19 protein-coding genes are annotated in these 20,448 nt (G+C 30.9%); 10 read left to right on the forward strand and 9 right to left on the reverse strand.

The window, feature by feature from the left end:
* Positions 1–121: 121 nt before the first annotated feature.
* From ACIQ0M_RS13240 to ACIQ0M_RS13250, 3 genes are all read right to left on the reverse strand, one after another.
* Complete coding sequence (locus ACIQ0M_RS13240; RefSeq protein ID WP_396153022.1) at positions 122–607, reverse strand: hypothetical protein; 486 nt, start codon at positions 605–607, stop codon at positions 122–124.
* A 73-nt stretch (positions 608–680) separates the two neighbouring features.
* Positions 681–1,025, reverse strand: a complete 345-nt coding sequence (locus tag ACIQ0M_RS13245) for a DUF5615 family PIN-like protein (protein ID WP_396153024.1) — start codon at positions 1,023–1,025, stop codon at positions 681–683.
* Positions 1,026–1,253 (reverse strand): DUF433 domain-containing protein, encoded by a 228-nt coding sequence (locus ACIQ0M_RS13250; protein WP_396153025.1) that lies wholly within the window; start codon positions 1,251–1,253, stop codon positions 1,026–1,028.
* A gap of 204 nt (positions 1,254–1,457) precedes the next feature.
* Here ACIQ0M_RS13250 and lepA point away from each other — a divergent pair, with 204 nt between their 5' ends.
* The 4 genes from lepA (at position 1,458) to thiL (ending at position 7,909) form a co-directional block, all read left to right on the forward strand.
* On the forward strand, positions 1,458–3,254 hold the full coding sequence (lepA, locus tag ACIQ0M_RS13255; protein WP_396153027.1) for a translation elongation factor 4: 1,797 nt from the start codon (positions 1,458–1,460) through the stop codon (positions 3,252–3,254).
* Between the two features lie 27 nt (positions 3,255–3,281).
* Positions 3,282–5,138 carry an AIPR family protein gene (locus ACIQ0M_RS13260; RefSeq protein WP_396153029.1) on the forward strand — a complete coding sequence of 619 codons (1,857 nt, stop codon included), beginning with the start codon at positions 3,282–3,284 and terminating at the stop codon, positions 5,136–5,138.
* A 187-nt stretch (positions 5,139–5,325) separates the two neighbouring features.
* The gene (locus ACIQ0M_RS13265) at positions 5,326–6,768 is read left to right on the forward strand and encodes a hypothetical protein (RefSeq protein ID WP_396153031.1); all 1,443 of its coding nucleotides are present in this window, start codon (positions 5,326–5,328) and stop codon (positions 6,766–6,768) included.
* Between the two features lie 94 nt (positions 6,769–6,862).
* On the forward strand, positions 6,863–7,909 hold the full coding sequence (gene thiL, locus ACIQ0M_RS13270) for a thiamine-phosphate kinase (RefSeq protein WP_396153033.1): 1,047 nt from the start codon (positions 6,863–6,865) through the stop codon (positions 7,907–7,909).
* A 784-nt stretch (positions 7,910–8,693) separates the two neighbouring features.
* On the opposite strand, the gene ACIQ0M_RS13275 is transcribed toward thiL, so the two are convergent.
* Positions 8,694–9,359, reverse strand: coding sequence for a response regulator (locus ACIQ0M_RS13275; protein ID WP_396153035.1), 666 nt, complete (start codon positions 9,357–9,359; stop codon positions 8,694–8,696).
* Positions 9,360–9,718: 359 nt separating this feature from the next.
* On the opposite strand from ACIQ0M_RS13275, the gene ACIQ0M_RS13280 reads away from it, so the two are divergent.
* The 6 genes from ACIQ0M_RS13280 (at position 9,719) to ACIQ0M_RS13305 (ending at position 14,763) form a co-directional block, all read left to right on the forward strand.
* A complete protein-coding gene (locus ACIQ0M_RS13280; protein ID WP_396153037.1) occupies positions 9,719–10,216 on the forward strand; it encodes a helix-turn-helix domain-containing protein in 498 nt (165 codons plus the stop codon).
* A gap of 190 nt (positions 10,217–10,406) precedes the next feature.
* Positions 10,407–10,667 carry a hypothetical protein gene (locus ACIQ0M_RS13285; RefSeq protein WP_396153039.1) on the forward strand — a complete coding sequence of 87 codons (261 nt, stop codon included), beginning with the start codon at positions 10,407–10,409 and terminating at the stop codon, positions 10,665–10,667.
* A 458-nt stretch (positions 10,668–11,125) separates the two neighbouring features.
* Entirely contained in the window at positions 11,126–11,305 is a 180-nt protein-coding gene (locus tag ACIQ0M_RS13290) for a hypothetical protein (protein ID WP_396153041.1), read from the forward strand.
* A 10-nt stretch (positions 11,306–11,315) separates the two neighbouring features.
* Positions 11,316–12,959, forward strand: coding sequence for an ATP-dependent nuclease (locus ACIQ0M_RS13295; RefSeq protein WP_396153043.1), 1,644 nt, complete (start codon positions 11,316–11,318; stop codon positions 12,957–12,959).
* On the forward strand, positions 12,959–14,038 hold the full coding sequence (locus ACIQ0M_RS13300) for a UvrD-helicase domain-containing protein (RefSeq protein ID WP_396153045.1): 1,080 nt from the start codon (positions 12,959–12,961) through the stop codon (positions 14,036–14,038). Before ACIQ0M_RS13295 ends, ACIQ0M_RS13300 begins: the two co-directional genes overlap by 1 nt.
* Positions 14,039–14,052: 14 nt before the next feature.
* Entirely contained in the window at positions 14,053–14,763 is a 711-nt protein-coding gene (locus ACIQ0M_RS13305; RefSeq protein WP_396153047.1) for a hypothetical protein, read from the forward strand.
* Between the two features lie 502 nt (positions 14,764–15,265).
* Here the strand turns inward: ACIQ0M_RS13305 and ACIQ0M_RS13310 are convergent.
* From ACIQ0M_RS13310 to ACIQ0M_RS13330, 5 genes are all read right to left on the reverse strand, one after another.
* Entirely contained in the window at positions 15,266–15,676 is a 411-nt protein-coding gene (locus ACIQ0M_RS13310; RefSeq protein ID WP_396153049.1) for a hypothetical protein, read from the reverse strand.
* Positions 15,677–16,031: 355 nt separating this feature from the next.
* Positions 16,032–16,640 (reverse strand): hypothetical protein, encoded by a 609-nt coding sequence (locus tag ACIQ0M_RS13315; RefSeq protein WP_396153051.1) that lies wholly within the window; start codon positions 16,638–16,640, stop codon positions 16,032–16,034.
* A gap of 304 nt (positions 16,641–16,944) precedes the next feature.
* The gene (locus ACIQ0M_RS13320; RefSeq protein WP_396153053.1) at positions 16,945–17,607 is read right to left on the reverse strand and encodes a response regulator; all 663 of its coding nucleotides are present in this window, start codon (positions 17,605–17,607) and stop codon (positions 16,945–16,947) included.
* Positions 17,608–17,610: 3 nt separating this feature from the next.
* Complete coding sequence (locus ACIQ0M_RS13325; protein ID WP_396153055.1) at positions 17,611–19,632, reverse strand: sensor histidine kinase; 2,022 nt, start codon at positions 19,630–19,632, stop codon at positions 17,611–17,613.
* A gap of 10 nt (positions 19,633–19,642) precedes the next feature.
* Positions 19,643–20,448 (reverse strand): sensor histidine kinase (locus tag ACIQ0M_RS13330; protein ID WP_396153057.1); only part of this gene is annotated, 806 nt, incomplete at its 5' end.

A 20,448-nucleotide genomic window follows, 5' to 3' on the forward strand; every position in this document is an offset into this window, starting at 1 on the left:
AGTTCAAATTCTTTTAAAATCTTAGCAATTTGGGTCGGGGTGAATTTACTCTTCTTCATATTGACAGTTTAAAATTAATACTTTTTTTTCTACTTTTAAACTGTACTATTTTTGGGGGAGCTTACAGTTCCATTGTTAGATGATTTATAATTTCTATTTCTCTGTCACGATATTTGATAACAATTGATTCAGAATCTTTTTTTACAAAATTTATCAAACCTAAGAATAAACCACCAAAAAGCGGAACATTGTTAATTGATTGAAGAAAATATAAATTCTTTATGTCAACAGATTCTATTTCCTCCAAATAGTAGTAATATAATTTACTTGAAGATAATTTCTTTTTGGTAATTGTTAATTCTGTTGTATTGATATTTACTTCAATTTTACCAAAAAAAGTCCACAGCAAATTTTTAAATACAAATAGTAGAATTAAAATCGTAAGTATGACAAAAGGAATAAGCACATACATCCTTTCAAAAAAAATTAAAAGTGCATACAAAGAAATCAAGAATAAACTCAAAATTATAATAAGAAACAACAAAACAATCGCAAACCAATTTTTGTGAGGATTGCAAATAAAAAAGTTATTATTAATTTCACTCATTTTTAAATATTACTTGATTTTAAAATTGAAAATAGCATGTTGCAATCTCAACAAGTACAGTAATTACGAAGATCTAAATTCTTCTGATTCGAATACTCCTTGTAGTAATCACAACAAATGAATAGTTTTCTATCGTGTGATTAAGTAGAAATTTTAATAAAATGGAAGTTATTTTCTCTAATTCAGAGTAATGATACCGCAATAAAATGACGCTGACTTGATTTTGATTGTACGCAAATATTAAATCTCCAAAATCTTTGTCTTCGGTTAAAATTATTTTTGGAGGATTTTGAGCTAATTTGATAATTTCAACATCTGATATACCTCTATAATTGTCAAAAATTGTAATTGTTTCAATTTTATTTTTGACCAAAGCATCAATTATTGGTAACGGAATATTTTCGTCTGCAATAATCATCTACACATCTAATAATTCTTCATTGCTGATAACATTTGCAGCATAATCCAAAACTGCCATTATTTGTTTGGCTGTAATTTGAGGATAAATTTTAAGTAAATCTTCTACCGTTGCTCCTTCGGATAACTTTTTTAAAATTAATTCAACCGTAATTCGTGTTCCTTTAATTAGAGGTTTTCCGTTCATTATTGCTAGGTCTCTAACAATTATTTCCTTTGTTGCATTCATAACTAAGTAGTTGAGTAAACAAATATACTAATTTTTGCTGGTTTCAGGTTTAAGGTTGCAAGTTTCAAACCTAAAAATGAAAACTTTGCTTTATATTTGCACACAATTCGCTAAGGAGCAGCCCCGATAGCTATCGGGAGAACAAAAGATACAGCGGACAGCCCGACCCTTGGGGAACGCCCAAAAAATTTGAATTAAACGAAGATGAAGAACATACGAAATTTTTGCATTATTGCTCATATTGACCACGGAAAAAGTACGCTGGCCGACCGATTATTGGGGGCTACACAAACCGTTACGGCACGTGAGGAAAAGGCTCAGTTGCTGGATAACATGGATTTGGAACGTGAACGTGGGATTACGATTAAGAGTCACGCGATTCAAATGGAATATACGTACAAAGGCGAGAAATATATTTTGAATTTGATTGATACGCCCGGTCACGTGGATTTTTCGTATGAAGTATCGCGTTCGATTGCCGCTTGTGAAGGGGCTTTGTTGATTGTGGATGCCGCACAAAGTATTCAGGCTCAAACGATTTCCAATTTATATTTGGCTTTAGAAAACGACTTGGAAATTATTCCGGTGTTGAACAAAGTGGATTTGCCCAGTGCTAATCCGGAGGAAGTGAGCGATGATATTATTGATTTATTAGGTTGTGATTTAGAAGATATTATTCATGCCTCGGGAAAAACCGGTTTTGGAGTGGAAAATATTTTAGCCGCGATTATCGACAAAATTCCGCCACCAAAAGGGGAAAAAGAAGAACCGCTGCAGGCGTTGATTTTTGACTCACATTACAATCCGTTTCGCGGTATTGAAGTTATTTTCCGAGTGAAAAACGGCGAGATTCGTAAAGGTCAAAAAATTAAATTTATGGCTACCGGCAAAGAATATTTTGCCGATGAAGTAGGTACGTTGAAGTTAAATCAGGTTCCGAAAGACGTGATTTCTACAGGTGATGTAGGCTATTTGATTTCCGGCATTAAGGAAGCCAAAGAGGTAAAAGTGGGTGACACGATTACCGATGCCAAAAACCCAACGACCAATATGATTACCGGTTTTGAAAACGTAAAACCGATGGTTTTTGCCGGAATTTATCCGGTAGATACCGAAGATTTTGAAGACTTGAGAGCTTCAATGGAAAAATTACAACTGAACGATGCTTCGTTGGTTTTTGCTCCTGAAAGCTCGGCTGCTCTTGGTTTTGGTTTCCGTTGTGGATTCTTGGGCATGTTGCATTTGGAAATTATTCAAGAGCGTTTAGAGCGTGAATTCGACATGACGGTAATTACCACGGTTCCTAACGTTTCGTATTTGGCTTATACCAAAAAAGAACCGGATACTGCTCTTATTGTAAATAATCCGTCAGACTTGCCGGAACCTTCTAAATTGGATCGAGTTGAAGAGCCTTTTATTAAAGCTACTATCATTACTAAATCGGATTTTGTAGGAAATGTGATGGGGTTGTGTATTGAAAAACGTGGCGTGATTACGAATCAAACTTATTTAACAACTGAACGTGTTGAATTGAATTTTGATATGCCGTTGGCCGAAATTGTATTTGATTTTTATGATCGTTTGAAAACGGTTTCCAAAGGATATGCTTCGTTTGATTACCACCCAATCGGGATGCGTGCTTCGAAATTGGTGAAATTGGATGTCCTTTTGAATGCCAATCAAGTGGATGCTTTATCCGCTTTGATTCACGAAGACAATGCCTATAATATTGGTAAGAAAATGTGTGAAAAACTGCGTGAGTTGATTCCAAGACAACAGTTTGACATTCCGATTCAGGCCGCTATTGGTGCCAAAATCATTGCCCGTGAAACCATTAAAGCGTTGCGTAAAGATGTAACCGCCAAATGTTACGGAGGAGATATTTCCCGTAAACGAAAACTGTTGGAAAAACAGAAAAAAGGGAAAAAGAGAATGCGTCAGGTGGGGAATGTAGAGATTCCACAAGAGGCGTTTATGGCGGTGTTGAAGTTGAATGATTAAATTTTTAATATCTTTATCTAAAAAACCATGTATCTAAATGATGAAATAAAAAAAGAACTCGATTATTTTAAAAGAATGAACGAGCATTTCACTATAAATGCAGGAATGAGTACAACAAATGTTTCAGAAGCTAGTAATGAAATTTTGTATATGGCTTTGAGTGCTTCTTTAGCAATGGATTTGTTTGAAGAAGGTTTTTTTGAGAACTTCAAGATTACAGATAAATTTATATCAGGTAAACAAGAATTATTATTAGATGCGTATGCTTTTATTGAAACCGAGTCAACAAATGAAAAACATCTTCATCTATTTCAATACAAGTTACATCAATCAGATAGAAACGCCACTTCTCCAACAGATTTAAGAGATTTTGCAACTCTAATGAATGATACTTTTGTTCATCCTGAACTAAGAGACAGTAATTTTTTATTAAATCCTGTATTAAATGAAATAGATCAACAAGTACAAAATTTTTTAAGTAAAAAAGGTCGTAAAATTGCTGTTTATTGTCATTTTATTAACAATGCTCAAGGAATAAATCGCTCTAATAATGATGCAATAAATAGTGTTTTAGGAAGATTTGAACAAGATAAACAATTATATCGTTTCAACATTCAAGTTTATGGTTTACAAGATATTATTGATTTAGCAGTTGATGGCAAAATTCGTGTAGTATCTGAAAATATTGACTTTATTTTGGATGGCCAACACTCATTTAGGTATGAAGATAACAGCAGAAGAACAAGTTTGGGATTACCAAAAAGAGTTTTTATTGGAATGTGTAATGTTAATGAATTTATACGTCTTCAAAATAAATATCATAACAATCAATTATATGCTGAAAACATTAGATTATATTTAGGTGATCGAGGAGCAGTAAACAAAGATATTATTAACACTATCACTAATATTGAAAGTATTTGGTTTCCATATATGAATAATGGAATTAGTATAATTTGCGATGAAATAACTCTAGGTACACCAAAAGCAAATAGTAGCATAAATGTAGAATTAAAAAATCTACAAATCATAAATGGATGCCAAACTGTAAACGCTTTGTTTAGTGCAAAATACGGAGAAAAAACAAAAGATAATTTTAAACCTGCAAATATATTAGTAAGGATCTATGAAATAGATTCTTCTCAAGCTGACTTTAAATTAAACGTAATCAAAGCAACTAATAATCAAAACGCTGTCAAAACATACTCATTATTAGCTAATGATCCTTTACAAATTGCTATTGGAAATTCAATAAAAGAGTTTGATTATTTGTATGACAGAAAAGGAGAAGCAAAACAATCTTCAACTAAAAAGATTGTAAGTATGCCAAATGGTGCATTAGCATATAGAGCTGTATATATGGCTGCTGCTCAATCTTTACGTTCTAGAATGGGTGAAAGTAGAGTTTTTCAAAAAACAGAATACGAGAAAATATATAAAAATTCAGCATTGGATGATATTGAAGAGCTTTATTTTTTAAGTAGTAAATTGCTAACAGCATCCCTAATTTTAGATACAATAAGAGATTTAGTTAGAGAAAATTCAGATAAATATTCTACTTCTCTTCTTGTTTTCAAAAAGAGTACATACTACATAGCTGGACTTATATATGCATTGAATAAGAATGAAATTGATAAATTGACGAATAAAATGGTTGATTTATTAATTGAAAATAATTATGCGAAAACTAAAGGAATTGATATACCAAACCAAATAATTTATCTTTTGAAAGATAAATTTTCATCAACAGTCGAAAATTTCACAACTTTTTATAATTCTACAGATTTAGAAAAAAATGATATTGATAATTTATTAAAAAGTAGTGATTTTGGTAAATCATATAAGAAGCATATAGAAAAAATTTCTGGACCTCTTGAAGAATAAATAGAAGAGTATGCGTCAAGTGGGAAATGTAGAAATTCCGCAAGAGGCGTTTATGGCGGTGTTGAAGTTGAATGATTAGTAGAGATGCTGAGTGGCTGAGTAGCTGAGTAGCTGAGAAATATTTAAGAACCCAATGACGAGAGTTGTTGGGTTTTTTTGTATTTTTACTTAAACATGAAAATTGAAAATGATAGAAATAAACTTATCAACACTAATTAATTTCATAAAAAAAGACAAACCTATTGATGGTTATTTAATTAATTTACAAGAGAAGGAAGAATTAATTTTATCAGACATTTACATAATTGATATAAAAATTTCTAATTGTAAATTCATAAACGGAGATTTACTAATTTATGACAAATACGACGGAATTACTGAAAAAAATGAAGGAGAGCTTAATAGGTTATTATATATAGAAAATTGTGAGTTTGAAGGGCTAAAATTTGAGAATTGTGAAATAAAAAACCTTGAAATAAAAAAGTCATTGATAACCAAAAATGAATTGAATATTCATACTTGTATTTTTGAAAAATTAGATATATGGGGGTTTAATAAATTATCTTTCAATTTATGCCTAAAAAATATAATTGTTCAAACGAAATGTCAAATTATAGGTAATGATTATAAAGAAAATGGATTGTTATCAATTATAAATTCAAGTTTAAAGAACTCCTCTTTTAGAGAAAGTAAATTTAATAGAATCAATTTATTTGAATCCAACTTTACAGGTTTTTTTGATTTTTATAAAAATTCCTTTTATAAATCAGGAGGTCAGTTTAATTTTTACGAATGCGTTTTTGAAAAGGCTAATTTTAATGAAACAACATTTAGTTATTATTCAGATTTTAAAAATTGTAAATTTTTTAAAACTACTTTGTTTCAAGATATAAAGTCATTAACTGAATCTTGTTTATATTTTGAAAATTGTTTATTTGATAGCTTTGTACAATTTAATCATGCATCAATTCATAAAATAGAAATTGACAACGTAAAGTTTAATGATGTAGCTTCTTTTCAAAATACTTATTTTGATAAAATATTTATTGACAGAACAATTTTTGAAAAGGCAGCTCTTTTTGATGATATTCAAATAAAAAATATTGATAGATGCAACAGAAGAACAATTAGAACTATAAAATTACAGCTTCAAAAAGCTGAAAATAAAATTGATTTCAACAGATTTAGAGTTTATGAATTTAATGCCTACCAAGAAGATATTAAACAAAAACTAACTTCTTTTAAAAAAGACGAAAAAAGATTTTACCATAGAAAAAGAGAACCAATTCAGTTAAAAAGAGATTTATTTATTCTAAGAATTAGTGAATTTGTATCTGAATATGGAACAGACTGGAAAAGAGCCCTAAAATTTACATTATTTTCAGGTTTGCTTTTTTATTCTATTCTTTACCGAATAGAAAATTCTGGAACATTTAACCTTGAGAAAACCAATGAATTCTTTGTCGGATTATTTCGCTTTTTTCTTGTTACTGATTTTTATAACCCCTTAATTACAGATAAAATTTATTTAACAAATCCTTTAAGTTGGACAGTATTTATTTTTGGGAAGATTGTAATCGCCTTTGGAATTTATGAAATGATTCAATCTTTTAGAAAATTTAAAGCTTAATTTGTATTGAAAAAAAATATAATAGAATTTGGTTAAACTAAGCACTATGTTGAGTCCCCAAATTCTTCCTACCTTTGTCTTTTGAAAAAAAACTATGTTAGAAGAAAAATCACCACAACGCACTTCCATCGCTCAATTGGGCGAATTTGGTTTAATTGACCATTTAACGAAGCATTTTGAAATCAACCAACCTTCTACCATAAAAGGGATTGGCGACGATTCTGCTGTTTTAGATTTCAAGGATAAAAAAACCGTTGTTTCCACCGATTTATTAATCGAAGGGGTGCATTTTGATTTGGCCTATATGCCGTTAAAACATTTAGGCTACAAAGCTGTGGTGGCGAATGTATCTGACATTTGTGCGATGAATGCAACGCCTACCCAAATTACGGTTTCCATTGCGGTTTCTAACCGATTTCCGCTCGAAGCGTTGGAAGAATTATTTGCCGGAATCACACTCGCATCCAAAGAATATCATGTAGATGTCATTGGTGGCGATACCACTTCGTCTCAAAAAGGATTAATCATTTCCATCACCGCGTTAGGCGAAGCAAATGCAGAAGATATTGTGTATAGAAGCGGTGCAAAAGAGAACGATTTGCTTGTAGTTACCGGCGATATCGGTGCGGCCTACATGGGCTTGCAAGTCTTAGAACGCGAAAAACAAGTATTTCAAGTCAACCCCAACAACCAACCTGATTTAGACAATTATACTTATTTAATCGAACGTCAACTAAAACCGGAAGCTCGAAAAGACATCAAAGAACTGTTAGAAAAATTGGAAGTAAAACCCACTTCGATGATTGATATTTCTGACGGATTATCCTCTGAAGTGATGCATATCTGCAAGCAATCTAATGTAGGTTGCACGATTTACGAGGAAAAATTACCCCTTGATCCTCAACTCATTTCCGTTTGCGAAGAATTCAACATTGATAGTACGACTGTAGCTATCAATGGTGGCGAAGATTATGAATTACTATTTACCATTGCGATGGAAGATTTTGACAAAATCAAAGCCAATCCGAACCTCACCGTCATTGGTCACATGACTAAAGCAACTGAGGGCAAACATTTGGTTACGCGGGCCAATCAAAAAATAGAACTCAAAGCCAGAGGCTGGAATGCTTTAGAAGAATAAATTGGGCGTACCCCTCCGTAAACTGCGGGTCGTGCTATCAAGGAAGTTTTAATTATAGACCTCACCCCCAACCCCTCTCCAAAGGAGAGGGGAGCGAGCTCTGTAAAAATTAGTACCAATCCGTGAAATTCGTGGCTAAAATTCAAATTAATCGATGGTAATCTCATCAAAACAAAAAAAGCGTTGCATTGGGGTGCATCGCTTTTTCTAGTGTTTAACTTTGTTAAGTAGCTGTTTTGGGTTGAATCAGATCTTTCGTTGGGGCAAAAGGGTGGTATTTCTTTTTCGATTTCGGCTACTTAGAACGTTCTTGGGTCAATATTTTTAATTATGAATAATTACTTCGTTATTGATGATGTAAAGATATATCGACCTACTTGATATCTAAATACGGTTTTACTCAGAATGTGTTACGGGTTTCTACCTTTTTGAGTGCGGTTTCCCGTAAACTTGATTTAACCGCAAATTCGCAAATTAAATGTTAGGTTTTATTTAATTGGTTTTTACAAGCTCATCAAAACAAAAAAGCGATAGTTTGGGGCCTATCGCTCTTTAGATTTTTTTGAGTTCCGATTAGTAGGTTAAGTCTTTGGGGACTTACAAAAGGGTGGTATTTTTTCGGTTTACTCTTCTTTCGTTCCTAGGTTATTCAGAAACTTCGGTATGCTAACTAACTCGGTGTAAAAGTAGTTTGATTTTCAGATAATTAGTTACGGTTAACCGCAAAATTCATTGTGGTTTCCTGCCAATTTTAGTACGGTTTAGTGTATTAAAAAAGGGTTGACTAAATCAACCCTTTGTTTTTTGCTTCGGTAATCAGTTCTATATCACTGCTTCCTTTGACGCCTAAAATCTCTTTCAAATTAAGCTTTCGCTTTTCAATGGCACTTAAGGAAAGTGGCACATAACTCGGTAAATCTTTCGTTTTTATTCCTTTTGATAAATGGTATAAAATCTGTTTATCAAACTCATCTACCTGTAAATTTTCATATTGTGACTGGCTCACAAACTTCACCACAGTTTGGCTGTAGTAATTGTCGTTATTTAAAATTTTATCAAACGCATTCAACAGCTCATCAAAGGTTAAATCGTTCTTTATGATTAATCCGTTAGGGTTAATTTCCTTGATAATAGTATTGATTTTAATTAATTCGGTATGCATGGTGAGCAAAATAATTTTGCAATCCGGCATGAGTTTGCGAAGTAATTTAGCCAAATCTTCACCAGACATGATGCCTTTTTCTTCATAAGGCGGCATACTAATGTCTAAAAACGCAATATCAAACGCTTGGGTAGCCGTTGTAATGGTTTCATACGCTGTTTTACAATTGTTGGCCTGAGTGGTCGTGTATTCAAACGAATTGGCACTGTAACTTTTTAAAGCATTTTTATAGGCTTCGATGATAAACGGATGATCATCAACAATAATGATTTGGTAATTTTTTGACATGATTTAGTTGTTGGTTGTCTATTTGGTTAAAAATAACATTCAAATATAAAAAAGAAAAAACACTTTTGAACGATTCAAAAGTGTTTGTTGAAAAATTATTAAAAAAAAGTCAAATGTGTTTCTTCAAATGCATAAAACAACTATCAATAAATCGTTTTATCAAAAAATAGATGGATTGAAAGATATAATTGCGATGCCAATGCAATCAACCCTTTTAATTTGTTGTGTCAAATTAGTTTAACCTTTTCTTTTTAACACCCTTTTTGTGTCTAATTGATGATTATGATACATTTTGACACGATTTTTGTGTTGATATTAAAAAAATATTTTTTGTTTAAAACAACCATAAAATTATTAGTATGTCACACTTTAAAAAAATAACCGGACTTACACAGGAGGAAATGGCCTTGTATCTCGGTGTTCATCGTTCACAATGGTCGATGTATGTGAGCGGAAAAAGAGCTTTGCCTCCGGAAGCTACTTTAAAACTAAGTAATCTTTTGGAACATTTGGAAAAAGGTAAGTTAAAAAAACAATCTTCTGCAATGCCGGATGAAGAAAAGAAATCCATGCAAACAGGATTGAAAAAAAAACTGCTCGAAATTGAGATTTTACTACATCAAGTGAACGTAAAAATTGATGAATTTCATCAAAATCGTGAAGAGCTTTTTACCAAAATAGACTCGCTTGATTTTATCAAAAATGAAAAAGACAACAACAATGCGATTACCACTGTTTTAGAAAAAAGAGTTGAAAAGTTGAAAAGCATGTATTCATTAAAAAATTTAGAAACCCTAACCATAAAAAAAGCAAGTTTGGAATTTGAAATAAACAGCATTAAAAAAAGATTACTTTAATCTATAATTCTTCCCTCTGGCTTATAATTTATCAATTAAAAATCTAGGCTAAACGGAAACAAAATAAGTTTTCTTATAATTTTAAAATAAGATTAACGCTACAAGTTAATTATTTTATAAACTTCTGATTTATAGTATTTTAAGGCATAATGCTTGCGTTTATGTAAGTATAATTTTAAAACTTTTAATTATGTACTCAGTAAGTAATTTAACAACAGTTGCCGATTGCGATGTGTTGTTGGGCATGGCCCAAAAAGAAAAATCTGATTTAAACTTTAAAAAGTTATCAGAAGAACGACTTGTTACCAACTACAGCAATACCGCTGTAGAGATTGATGCCATCTTGCAAGGCGTAATTGCAGAAATTGCCGCTGTGGATACTGTTCTTGCTGTTTTACCGGAAGGCCCGGCCCTACCAAGGATGCCGAAGAAAAACGCAAAGTACGGTTAGAATACCGCAAATTCTTGTTAGAAAACCGCAAAGAAAGTTACGGTGCGGTGGCACTGCTAGAAAAAGAATTAGACCTTGAACGCGTAAACAAACAGCTCGCCGAAGTTGATGTGTTTATCGCGGAAGTTACCGCCCACCGGGATACATTGTAAGAGTAATTGTAATGTAATGACCGCCCTGGAAGGGCGGTTTTTTTATGACAAAATATTCTCATATTCAATAGAAAGTATTTATTTAGAACAGCCGTTAATAATAGTTTTATGAATTTTTAAAGGATATTAAATTTTCTTACTAAATTTAGAACTTGATTAAATCTTTATCTAAAAATGTTATTATTCCAGCAATAAGTAATTTCAAAATATGTAAAAGATCAAAAAGCTAGCCTTTTGGATAGAACTAACCGCAACTAGAAAACGGACATGAATTAACAATTGCTGATTTTCAAAAAAGCTAGGTAAATGAAATTAAAACTATCCCTTTCCCTAGAATTAGAATGGGAAGATTACTTTTTGCAAGAGCAACAAAAAGCGGTTGCAATCAAAAATGAAATCGATGCCACCGACAAAGAAATTGATCGGATGGTTTATGAGTTGTATGGGTTGACGGAGGAGGAGATTAAAATTGTGGAGAATAGTTAAATTTAAAGAGATGTACATATCAAAAATTCACATAGAAAATTTCAAAAGCTTTAAGGGTTCTTTTAAACTTTTGTTAGAAAAAGGCATTAATATTATTGTTGGTGAAAATGAAGCAGGTAAATCTACTATTATTGAAGCTATCCATTTAGCTTTATCAGGCTTGCTTAATGGTAAATATTTAAATAACGAACTTACACAGTATATTTTCAATTACGAAGTCATAAGGGAATATCTTGACAATTTGAGTAATGGAGTAAATAGTGCACCTCCTCACATTCTAATAGAAATATTTATTGAAGGCGACAACATATCAGAATTTGAAGGAAATGGAAACAGTGAAAAATCTAATTCTAGTGGGATTTCTTTAAAAATTGCTTTTGATGAAAAATATAAAAAAGAGTACGAGGATTTAATTAAAATAGGAGGAATAAAATCGCTTCCAATCGAATATTATAATATTCTTTGGTCAAGTTTTGCACGTGATGAGAACATTACAATAAGAACAATTCCAATTAAATCAGCTTTAATTGATTCAGCTAGTAATAAATTTCAAAATGGTTCTGATGTTTATATTTCTCGAATTATTAAAGAGTTTTTAGAATCAAATGAAATAGTTGAAATATCTCAATCTCATAGGAAAATGAGAGATTTTTTTATGGCTGATGATTCAATAAAAAAGATTAATAAAAAAATAGAGGAAGCAACTAAAATTTCAGATAAAAAAGTAGAAATATCCGTTGAATTGTCATCAAAAAATGCTTGGGAAAATAGCTTAATGACTTATTTGGATGATATCCCATTTCATTATGTTGGCAAAGGTGAGCAATGTATTATAAAAACTAAATTAGCCCTTAGTCATAAAAAAGCAAAAGAAGCAAATATTATTTTATTGGAAGAACCAGAAAATCATCTTTCTCATGCCAAACTAAATCAATTAATATCAGATATTAAATGTCATAGTAGTGATAAGCAAATTTTAATTTCAACCCATAGTAGTTTTGTATCAAATAAACTAGGTTTAGAACATCTGATACTTTTGAATAATAAAAAGACAATTAGATTGAATGATTTGTCATTAGAAACTAAACTTTTTTTCGAAAAACTTTCTGGATACGATACACTTCGAATGATTCTTTGCAAAAAGGCAATTTTGGTCGAAGGTGATTCTGATGAATTAGTTGTTCAAAGAGCATTCATGGATGCTAATAATGGTTTGCTTCCTATTGAAAATGGTATTGATGTCATTTCAGTAGGGACTTCGTTTTTAAGGTTTCTTGAAATTGCTGAGAAATTAGGTAAAAATGTTGTTGTAGTTACTGATAATGATGGTGATGTAAATGCCTTAATTAAAAAGTATAAAAATTATTTATCGATAAATAAAAAGCAAAATATAAAAATTTGCTTTGACAGTATTATTGATACTGGAACCTTAAAAATAGGAACCTACGAGTTTAATTATAATACTCTTGAGCCAAAAATTTTAAAAGAGAATGGATTAAATAAAATGAATACTTTACTTGGTAAATCATTTGCTGATATTGATGAACTTCATAAACACATGAAATCAAATAAAACGGAATGTGCTTTTAAAATTTTTGACTCTAGTGAAAATATTAAATTTCCAGAATATATTCTGGATGCAATAAAAGAATAATGGTAAACAACAAACTTATCATCGCTGCAGCAGGATCAGGAAAAACTACTTATCTGATTGATGAAGCAATCAAGTACAGAGAAAAAAAGGTTTTAATAACAACTTATACACAAGCAAATGAAGCCGAAATAAAGAAAAAAATAATTGAAAAAATAAATTATATTCCGGAGAATATTACTGTTCAGACATGGTTCTCTTTTCTTTTGAAGCATGGTGTTAGACCTTATCAAGGAATAATTTTTGATAAAAGAATTAACGGACTAATTTTAGTTAATAATAAGTCGGCTTTATATATTAAAAAATCAGATACCGAAAAATATTACTTTACTAAAGAGACTAAGATATATTCAGATAAAATATCAGAGTTTGTATGTGCTATCAATGAAAAAACAAATAATGCAGTAGTTAATAGAATTTCAAAAATATACTCAAAAATATTTATTGATGAAATTCAAGATTTAGCTGGATATGATTTAGAGCTACTCAAACTACTATTTAGTTCTAACTCCGAGGTGCTACTTGTAGGTGACCCAAGACAAGGAACTTATTCTACTAATAGTTCTTCCAAGAACAAACAATTTAAAAAGGCTAATGTGATAAATTATTTTTTTCAAGATAAATCAATCAAAATTGAAACTGATGAAACCTCATTACTAGTGAATTATAGATGTAATGAACTTATATGTAATTTATCAAATAATTTATTCAAAAATTTTGTTAGAACAAAGTCAGGAAATAATTCTGTTACAGGTCATGATGGGGTATTTTTTATTAAAGAAAAAGATATTGAAGATTATTTGCAAAAATATGATCCGGTACAATTGAGAGAAAACAAGAAGAGAATAGTAAATGATAACTTTAAGGTGATGAATTTTGGTGAATCTAAAGGACTATCATTTGATAGAGTATTGATTTATCCTACTAAACCCTTTATCGATTGGTTTATCAATAATGAAAATGATTTAGCAGAAACTAGTCGATCAAAGTTATATGTAGCAATTACAAGGGCAAGATATAGTGTTGGAATTGTAATTGACAATAAGAAAAGTTTATCTGTAGAAGGTATTTTGAATTATTAACCATAATAATTAATATGAAAATCGGAAATTGTCATTTATGCGGTGAACTCAAAAAGCTAACATTTGAACACATTCCACCGAAATCTGCTTTTAATGATAAACCCATTTTAATACAAAACTATGAGCATCTTTTTGATAAAAAAAGTTACCTGTATGGTAAATCATTTAGAAGTAATAATGGCTCAGGTTCTTATTGCTTTTGTGAAAGTTGCAATAATAACACCGGAACATGGTACGCTAACGATTTTTCCAACTTTGTAAAACAAGCCTATGTTCATTTTGAAAAATCAAGTAGGGTTAGCAAACTAAATTTAATAGAATTTAATTATAAACCTTTGAATGTCCTAAAGCAAATCCTAACTATGTTCTTAGCGATAGATCATTCTGGTTATTTGAGAGATGATAAGAATTTAGTAGAATTCATTTTAGAAAAAGAAAACAAGTCACTTCCTGACAAATATCAAATTTACCTGTACATTACAATCTCAAAACACAAAAGACTTTTTGGAATACAATGGAATAATTTCAACGGTACTTTCAATGCACATTCTGAAATTACATTTAATCCGTTTGGTTATTTATTAGCGATTGATTCTCCACCTCCTATTGAAACAATGACAAACATTACTCAATTTAAAGATTATAATTTTAATGAAAATGCTCACTTTATAATACCCCTATTTTATTTAAAAACAGATGATAAGTTTTTGGGGCAATATAATTAAGTAAAAAATGAATCTTAATGAATGACTTTTTAAACGGTTGCAGACGAAATGTTTAATATTCTAGCTGTACTTCTAATTCCAACACCTTCTTTAATTAGCTGTATAATTGAAGAATTTATGCTTTTACAACATGCTTTGTTAGTATAGTAATCAATACTTCTTGTCTTGCAATTTTTGCAATAAAATTGTTGCTTTCGGTTTTTTGTAAAACCGTTTTTAATAATCTTTTTAGATTTACAATTAGAACAAATTCCAGTATCACTAATTTTGAAACACGTGGTGTCATTTTTCTTCATTACATTCGATTTAAGGCATTTTCAAATGTAAAAAAGACGAACAGTATTGTTCGTCTTTTGGTATTAAATTTTAATTATAAATTGATTTACAAATGGTTAAATTAAGGGTTTTGGTTCATCACTAACTTTGAAACATTACCCAACTTTCCTAAAGAAAAAACACTTTTGAATTTATCAAAAGTGCTTGTTTTAAAATTATTTAATTTTTAATCTTGTTTGACTGTTATTGTTATATCTTCTATGAATTTATACTCTCCTTTTTTAAATATTTCTTTATTGGATAATATAACTTCATAGGTATAAATGCCTTTTGGTAATTCAAAAACACATTCATTTCCATCTTTTTGGATAACTAATTCTTTTTTTACAACATCGTCTTCTTCATCTTTCCCCGTCAATACAAAAGTTATTTTGTCTGAGAGCTTGTTTTTTATACAAACATTTTCGACAACTTTTGAATAAGATTGTTTTACGTCAGAATTGTTGCTTTTAAGAAATGATAATCCGTTAACTATAATTTCACCACCTTTTAAAATATTATCAATATCCTTTTGTGCAAAAGATCTAGAATATATGAGTGATAAGAAAATCAATAATAGTGTTGTTATTTTATTCACAGTAATATTACTTTCATTTAAGTGTTAAACACTAATTGCTTGTTAAGAAAACTGACAATAAAGAATTTAAAGTTAAAAACTCCATTTTTATTTAGATTAGATTTAACGACCACAGAAAACTCATCAAACTAATTCCAATAAATATGAACAAAATTATAATTTTATATTTTGATATAGTTTTACTTTTATAACCTAAATATATAATGTAAGTAGAAAAAAAAGCTAATAAAATTAATAAAATTAGTTTTGTTTCAAAATTAACTTTTTCATTACCTCCTACAAATAAGATATAAATAACAATCAGAAATAATGGAATTAAATTTAGTTTATTTTTCATAGGTCAGTTTATTAAGAATTAATTTTCTCGGATGCAATCTAAATAATCTAGATAGGCATTATCATCTGCTGCTGCGTGAGCAAAAGCAACTGCAGCATGACAAATTAAACCAGGGATAACAGCTAGGTTTCCTGCGGTACATCCCAAGTGTGCAACAACAGCTGTTGCAAAATTAAAGGTCAATGCATTGTTGTATCTTCTTCTGCAATTAGTACCTAACGTTGTGTTTTCAGGTATAGGAAGTTGTATCGGATGAAAAATGGTTTCATCTGAATTTATAATTTCTAAAATTTCCACTGATATTACCTCAAACAATTGACTCTCATTATATTTTTTAAAATTATAACGATTGCTAACAGTTGACAAAATTTGATTTTGTCTGTTTAGATGATTACTGTAAGAAATTTTATTAGTATTAAATGCTGAAAAAAACTTATTTAAATCACTTTCATTTGTTACACCTTGAATTAGTTTCACTAATTTAGGGTCGCTCATTTTGATGAATTCAAGTTCGTTTTTCAAATAATTTTTAAAGTCTTGATCTTTATTTAAATTATTGATATCTTGTGATTTAGCGTTAAACACTAATAGTAATGTGGCTAAAAAGCCTAAAACTAAATTTTTCATATATTTGTATATATTTATTTTAAATATGCAGTCATACTTTTTGTCTTCCAAAACATTTCAAGGTATGGCTGCTTTTTTTTGGTTGGTTTGGTCGTTCAATATCATGCATAACAAACCTCTAAAAGCAAAATATTGTTTCTATAAAATACCAACAAAAATTAGAAAAGCATTTTTGTCTTTTGTCACTTTGTGGGGGTTAGTCACTTCTTTAACCAACATCTTTTTTGTTTTCTGATGTTGTAAAGTTAAACAAGTTCTTTTAATCCATTTTACAGATTTTCTGTAAAAATTGTTAAAAAATATTTTAAATAAACCTTCTTTTCTTCGCTTCCCTTATAATATCTTCGTCATTCCCTTTTTCAATGCCTAAAAATTGTTTGATTTTGAGCTTCCGTTTGTCAATGGCACTAGTGGTAAGTGGTAAGTGGTCATTGAGATTTTTGGTTTTAATGCCTTGATTTAATAACAGTATAATTTTCATGTCTAACAAGTCAAGGTAAAAATCCAACGCTTTGATTCTTTTTAAGGCTTCGAGCATCGTTTGGCTGTAATAGGTCTCGTTTTTGCTAATTACTTCAAAACTTTTTAAAAATTCATTGGCGGTGAAGTCACTTTTAATCAATATTCCATCAGGAGCATGATTTTTGTAGAGTGAAAAAAGCAAAAAATGTTCGGTGTGCGAAGTGATTATCACGATTTTGCTTTGTGGTTGGTGTTTTCGGATAATCGGAATCAAATCTTCTCCCGAAAACAATTTTAGCTCTTCACATTCGGGTAGCGTATAATCTACGAACACAAACTGATAAATCGTATTGTTCGTTGCGTCGGTTAAATGTTGATAGGCTTCTTGTGCACTATACACACTATGTGACTCAAAAGTATGGTTGTCACAATTAAAAGACAGGATACTTTTATATCCTTCAATCACAACCGCGTGGTCATCAATAAAGAGCAACTGAAAATGCATGGTTTATAAGGGTATATTTACTTTAATTGTTGTTCCTTTTTTCTTTTTCGAGCTAATGATGTAAGTGCCTTTCATGGTCCTTACTCTTTCTTTGATACTGGACAACCCGAATCCGCTTTTTGTTTTTTTAGGGTCAAAACCAAGTCCGTTATCTAAAATTTCCAGAATAAGTTGTTCTGACATTAATTGAAAGTGAACGTTTACTTCCGTTGCTTGTGAATGTTTTCTAATGTTATTGAAACACTCTTGCAAAATTCGATAACAATTCATCTTGATGATGGAGGAAACTGATTCCCACACTATTTCATTCTGAACCTCCAATGTAATATACACCCCCTCGTATTCATTTTCTCGTACCAATGTATTCAAGAGTGATGCATAATCATTTTTGGGTGAAAAAACATCCAAATTCAAATCATGAGCAATGTTACGGATTTCTTTTTCCACCGTATGTAGTTCTTCAATATGATGGATACAGCTTTCTATGGTTTCATCGTCTCGCTTTTTCTCTAAGCGAAAGAGGTTATACCTAATTCCTGCCAAGTTATTCATGATTCCATCATGCAGTTCTCGGGCGATTCTCTTCTTCTCTTTTTCGCGTCCTTCGTCAAATTTTATTTGTTGGTCTAAAAGGAGTTGGTATATTTCTTCGCTCGCTTTTTGTTGATTGTTAATCAACACCAGTTGTTTTTGCTTATTTCTTTGCCATAAAATAATTAGCAATAATCCGCCTGAAAACAGCACAAGAACCAAAATTAGCAACATTTGTTCTCGTTCTTGTTCCGCTTTTTCTTTTTCTAAAATCATTTCATCGGTTTCAAATTCAATGCGGGCAAATTTTTCGGCAATTTTTCGTTCCGTGTTTATTAGGCTATCGCTCAATTGTATTCTCTCTTTAGAGTGCTTGGCAAAATTTTCCTCATCAATATTTACTAACACATCTACAGCATCTAGGTGCAAACTCAATATCCCAGTTTCTTTAGCATTTTTATAGGCACTTTGAGCATAGAACAGAGCACTGTCTTTTTCTTTGATCGCGTCAAAATAATTGGATAAAGCCATCTCACTATTTGCTATAGCAGAAAGTAATTTAAACTTTTTCCTAATAACTTTAGATTTATGTAAATCATTTACAACAATTGAATAGTTTTTTAATTTCAAATTTACTCTTCCCCTATTGAAAAGTAATGTAGCATAAAGTCTGGGGTATTCTTCTTCAAGATTTGGTTCGTTCAGTGCTTCTTCAACTAAGACCAACGCCTTTTTATAGTTCTTTATTTCTATATTCAAGTAAGCTAAATTATTTATTGCCAATGCTTTAAGTTGAAATACGGAAAATTTTTGATCTAAATTTGAAGTGATGAGATTATATGCCTTGGAAAAATAATCCTGTGCTTTTAAAAAATCCTTTGTCTCAATACATGCAAGGCCCATCAAAGTGTAAGCATTAAACATTTGCTCCACATTTTTAACAAATCTAATGTAACTTGAGGCTACAACTGCGGTTTTTTCACATCCGAAATAATCTCCTAGTTGATATTTCTGAGAAGCTTTTTTTAAATTTACTTTTCCCACCCCCAGATTATCCCCCTTTTTTAAATATATTCTTTCTGCTTTGGTGTAATAATAAAATGTACTGTCAATATTTATTCCAGAAGCGTATGATTCACCAATATGTACGTAAGCCCTAGCCAAGTTGATTGAATCATTAAGCTTTTTTGCAACTTCAACCATTTCCCGATTAATTTCTCTAAATAAATCCTTCTCTCCAATATTATCATAAACATAAGAAACAAGAAAATTATTGATAATGTAAAGGGAATCTATTTTGGTTTGCTTGATCAATTCATGTGCTTTTGCCGTTGTATTGGCAATTTCCTCATTAGTACGTTTTAAGTCTGCTGACTTATTTAAATAATAACGTATACTATCCTGAACAGCGTCATTGTCAGAAAACTTTTCAGCATCACGACAACTGCAAAAACAGAGTAAACAAATAATGAAACCTACTAACTTTTTTTTCATAGATAAAAACCTAAGGTAATACTTCTTCTAACGGAATTTCAATTCTAATTGTTGTTCCTTTTCCAGTTTCAGATTTAATGTGGCATCGGGCTTTCATGCTTTGTGCTCGTTCTAAAATGTTCTTTATTCCTAATCCTCTTTTTTGGCTTTCCAAATCAAATCCTACTCCATCGTCAGTTATCTCAAGTTTTAAAATGCCATTTAACTCAGAAAAACGTACCTCAACTTTTTGGGGTTCTGCATGTTTGACAATGTTTGAAAAACTCTCTTGCAAAATTCGGTAACAATTCATCTTGATGATGGAAGAAATTGAATGCCATTCAATGGCTTTATCCATTTCAAGAATCAAGTCAAAGTCATACGTATCGTTTTCCTTAGCTAGTGTTTCAATCAAAGCCGAATAATCATTTTTGGGTGAAAAAATATCCATATTCAAATCGTGGGCAATACTTCGGATTTCCTTCTCCACGTGATGAAGTTCCGAAACATGCTGCAAACAGTCTTCGATAGTTGCACTATCTTGCTTGTTCTCTAATTTGAATAAATTAAAACGAATTCCGGCCAATTTATTCATAACTCCATCATGCAGTTCTCGGGCGATTCTCTTCTTCTCTTTTTCGCGTCCTTCGTCAAATTTTATTTGTTGGTCTAAAAGGAGTTGGTATATTTCTTCGCTCGCTTTTTGTTGGTTGTTAATCAACACCAGTTGTTTTTGCTTATTTCTTTGCCATAAAATAATTAGCAATAATCCGCCTGAAAACAGCACAAGAACCAAAATTAGCAACATTTGTTCTCGTTCTTGTTCCGCTTTTTCTT

The sequence above is a fragment of the Flavobacterium sp. genome (assembly GCF_044339515.1).
In the GTDB taxonomy this organism is placed as follows: domain Bacteria; phylum Bacteroidota; class Bacteroidia; order Flavobacteriales; family Flavobacteriaceae; genus Flavobacterium.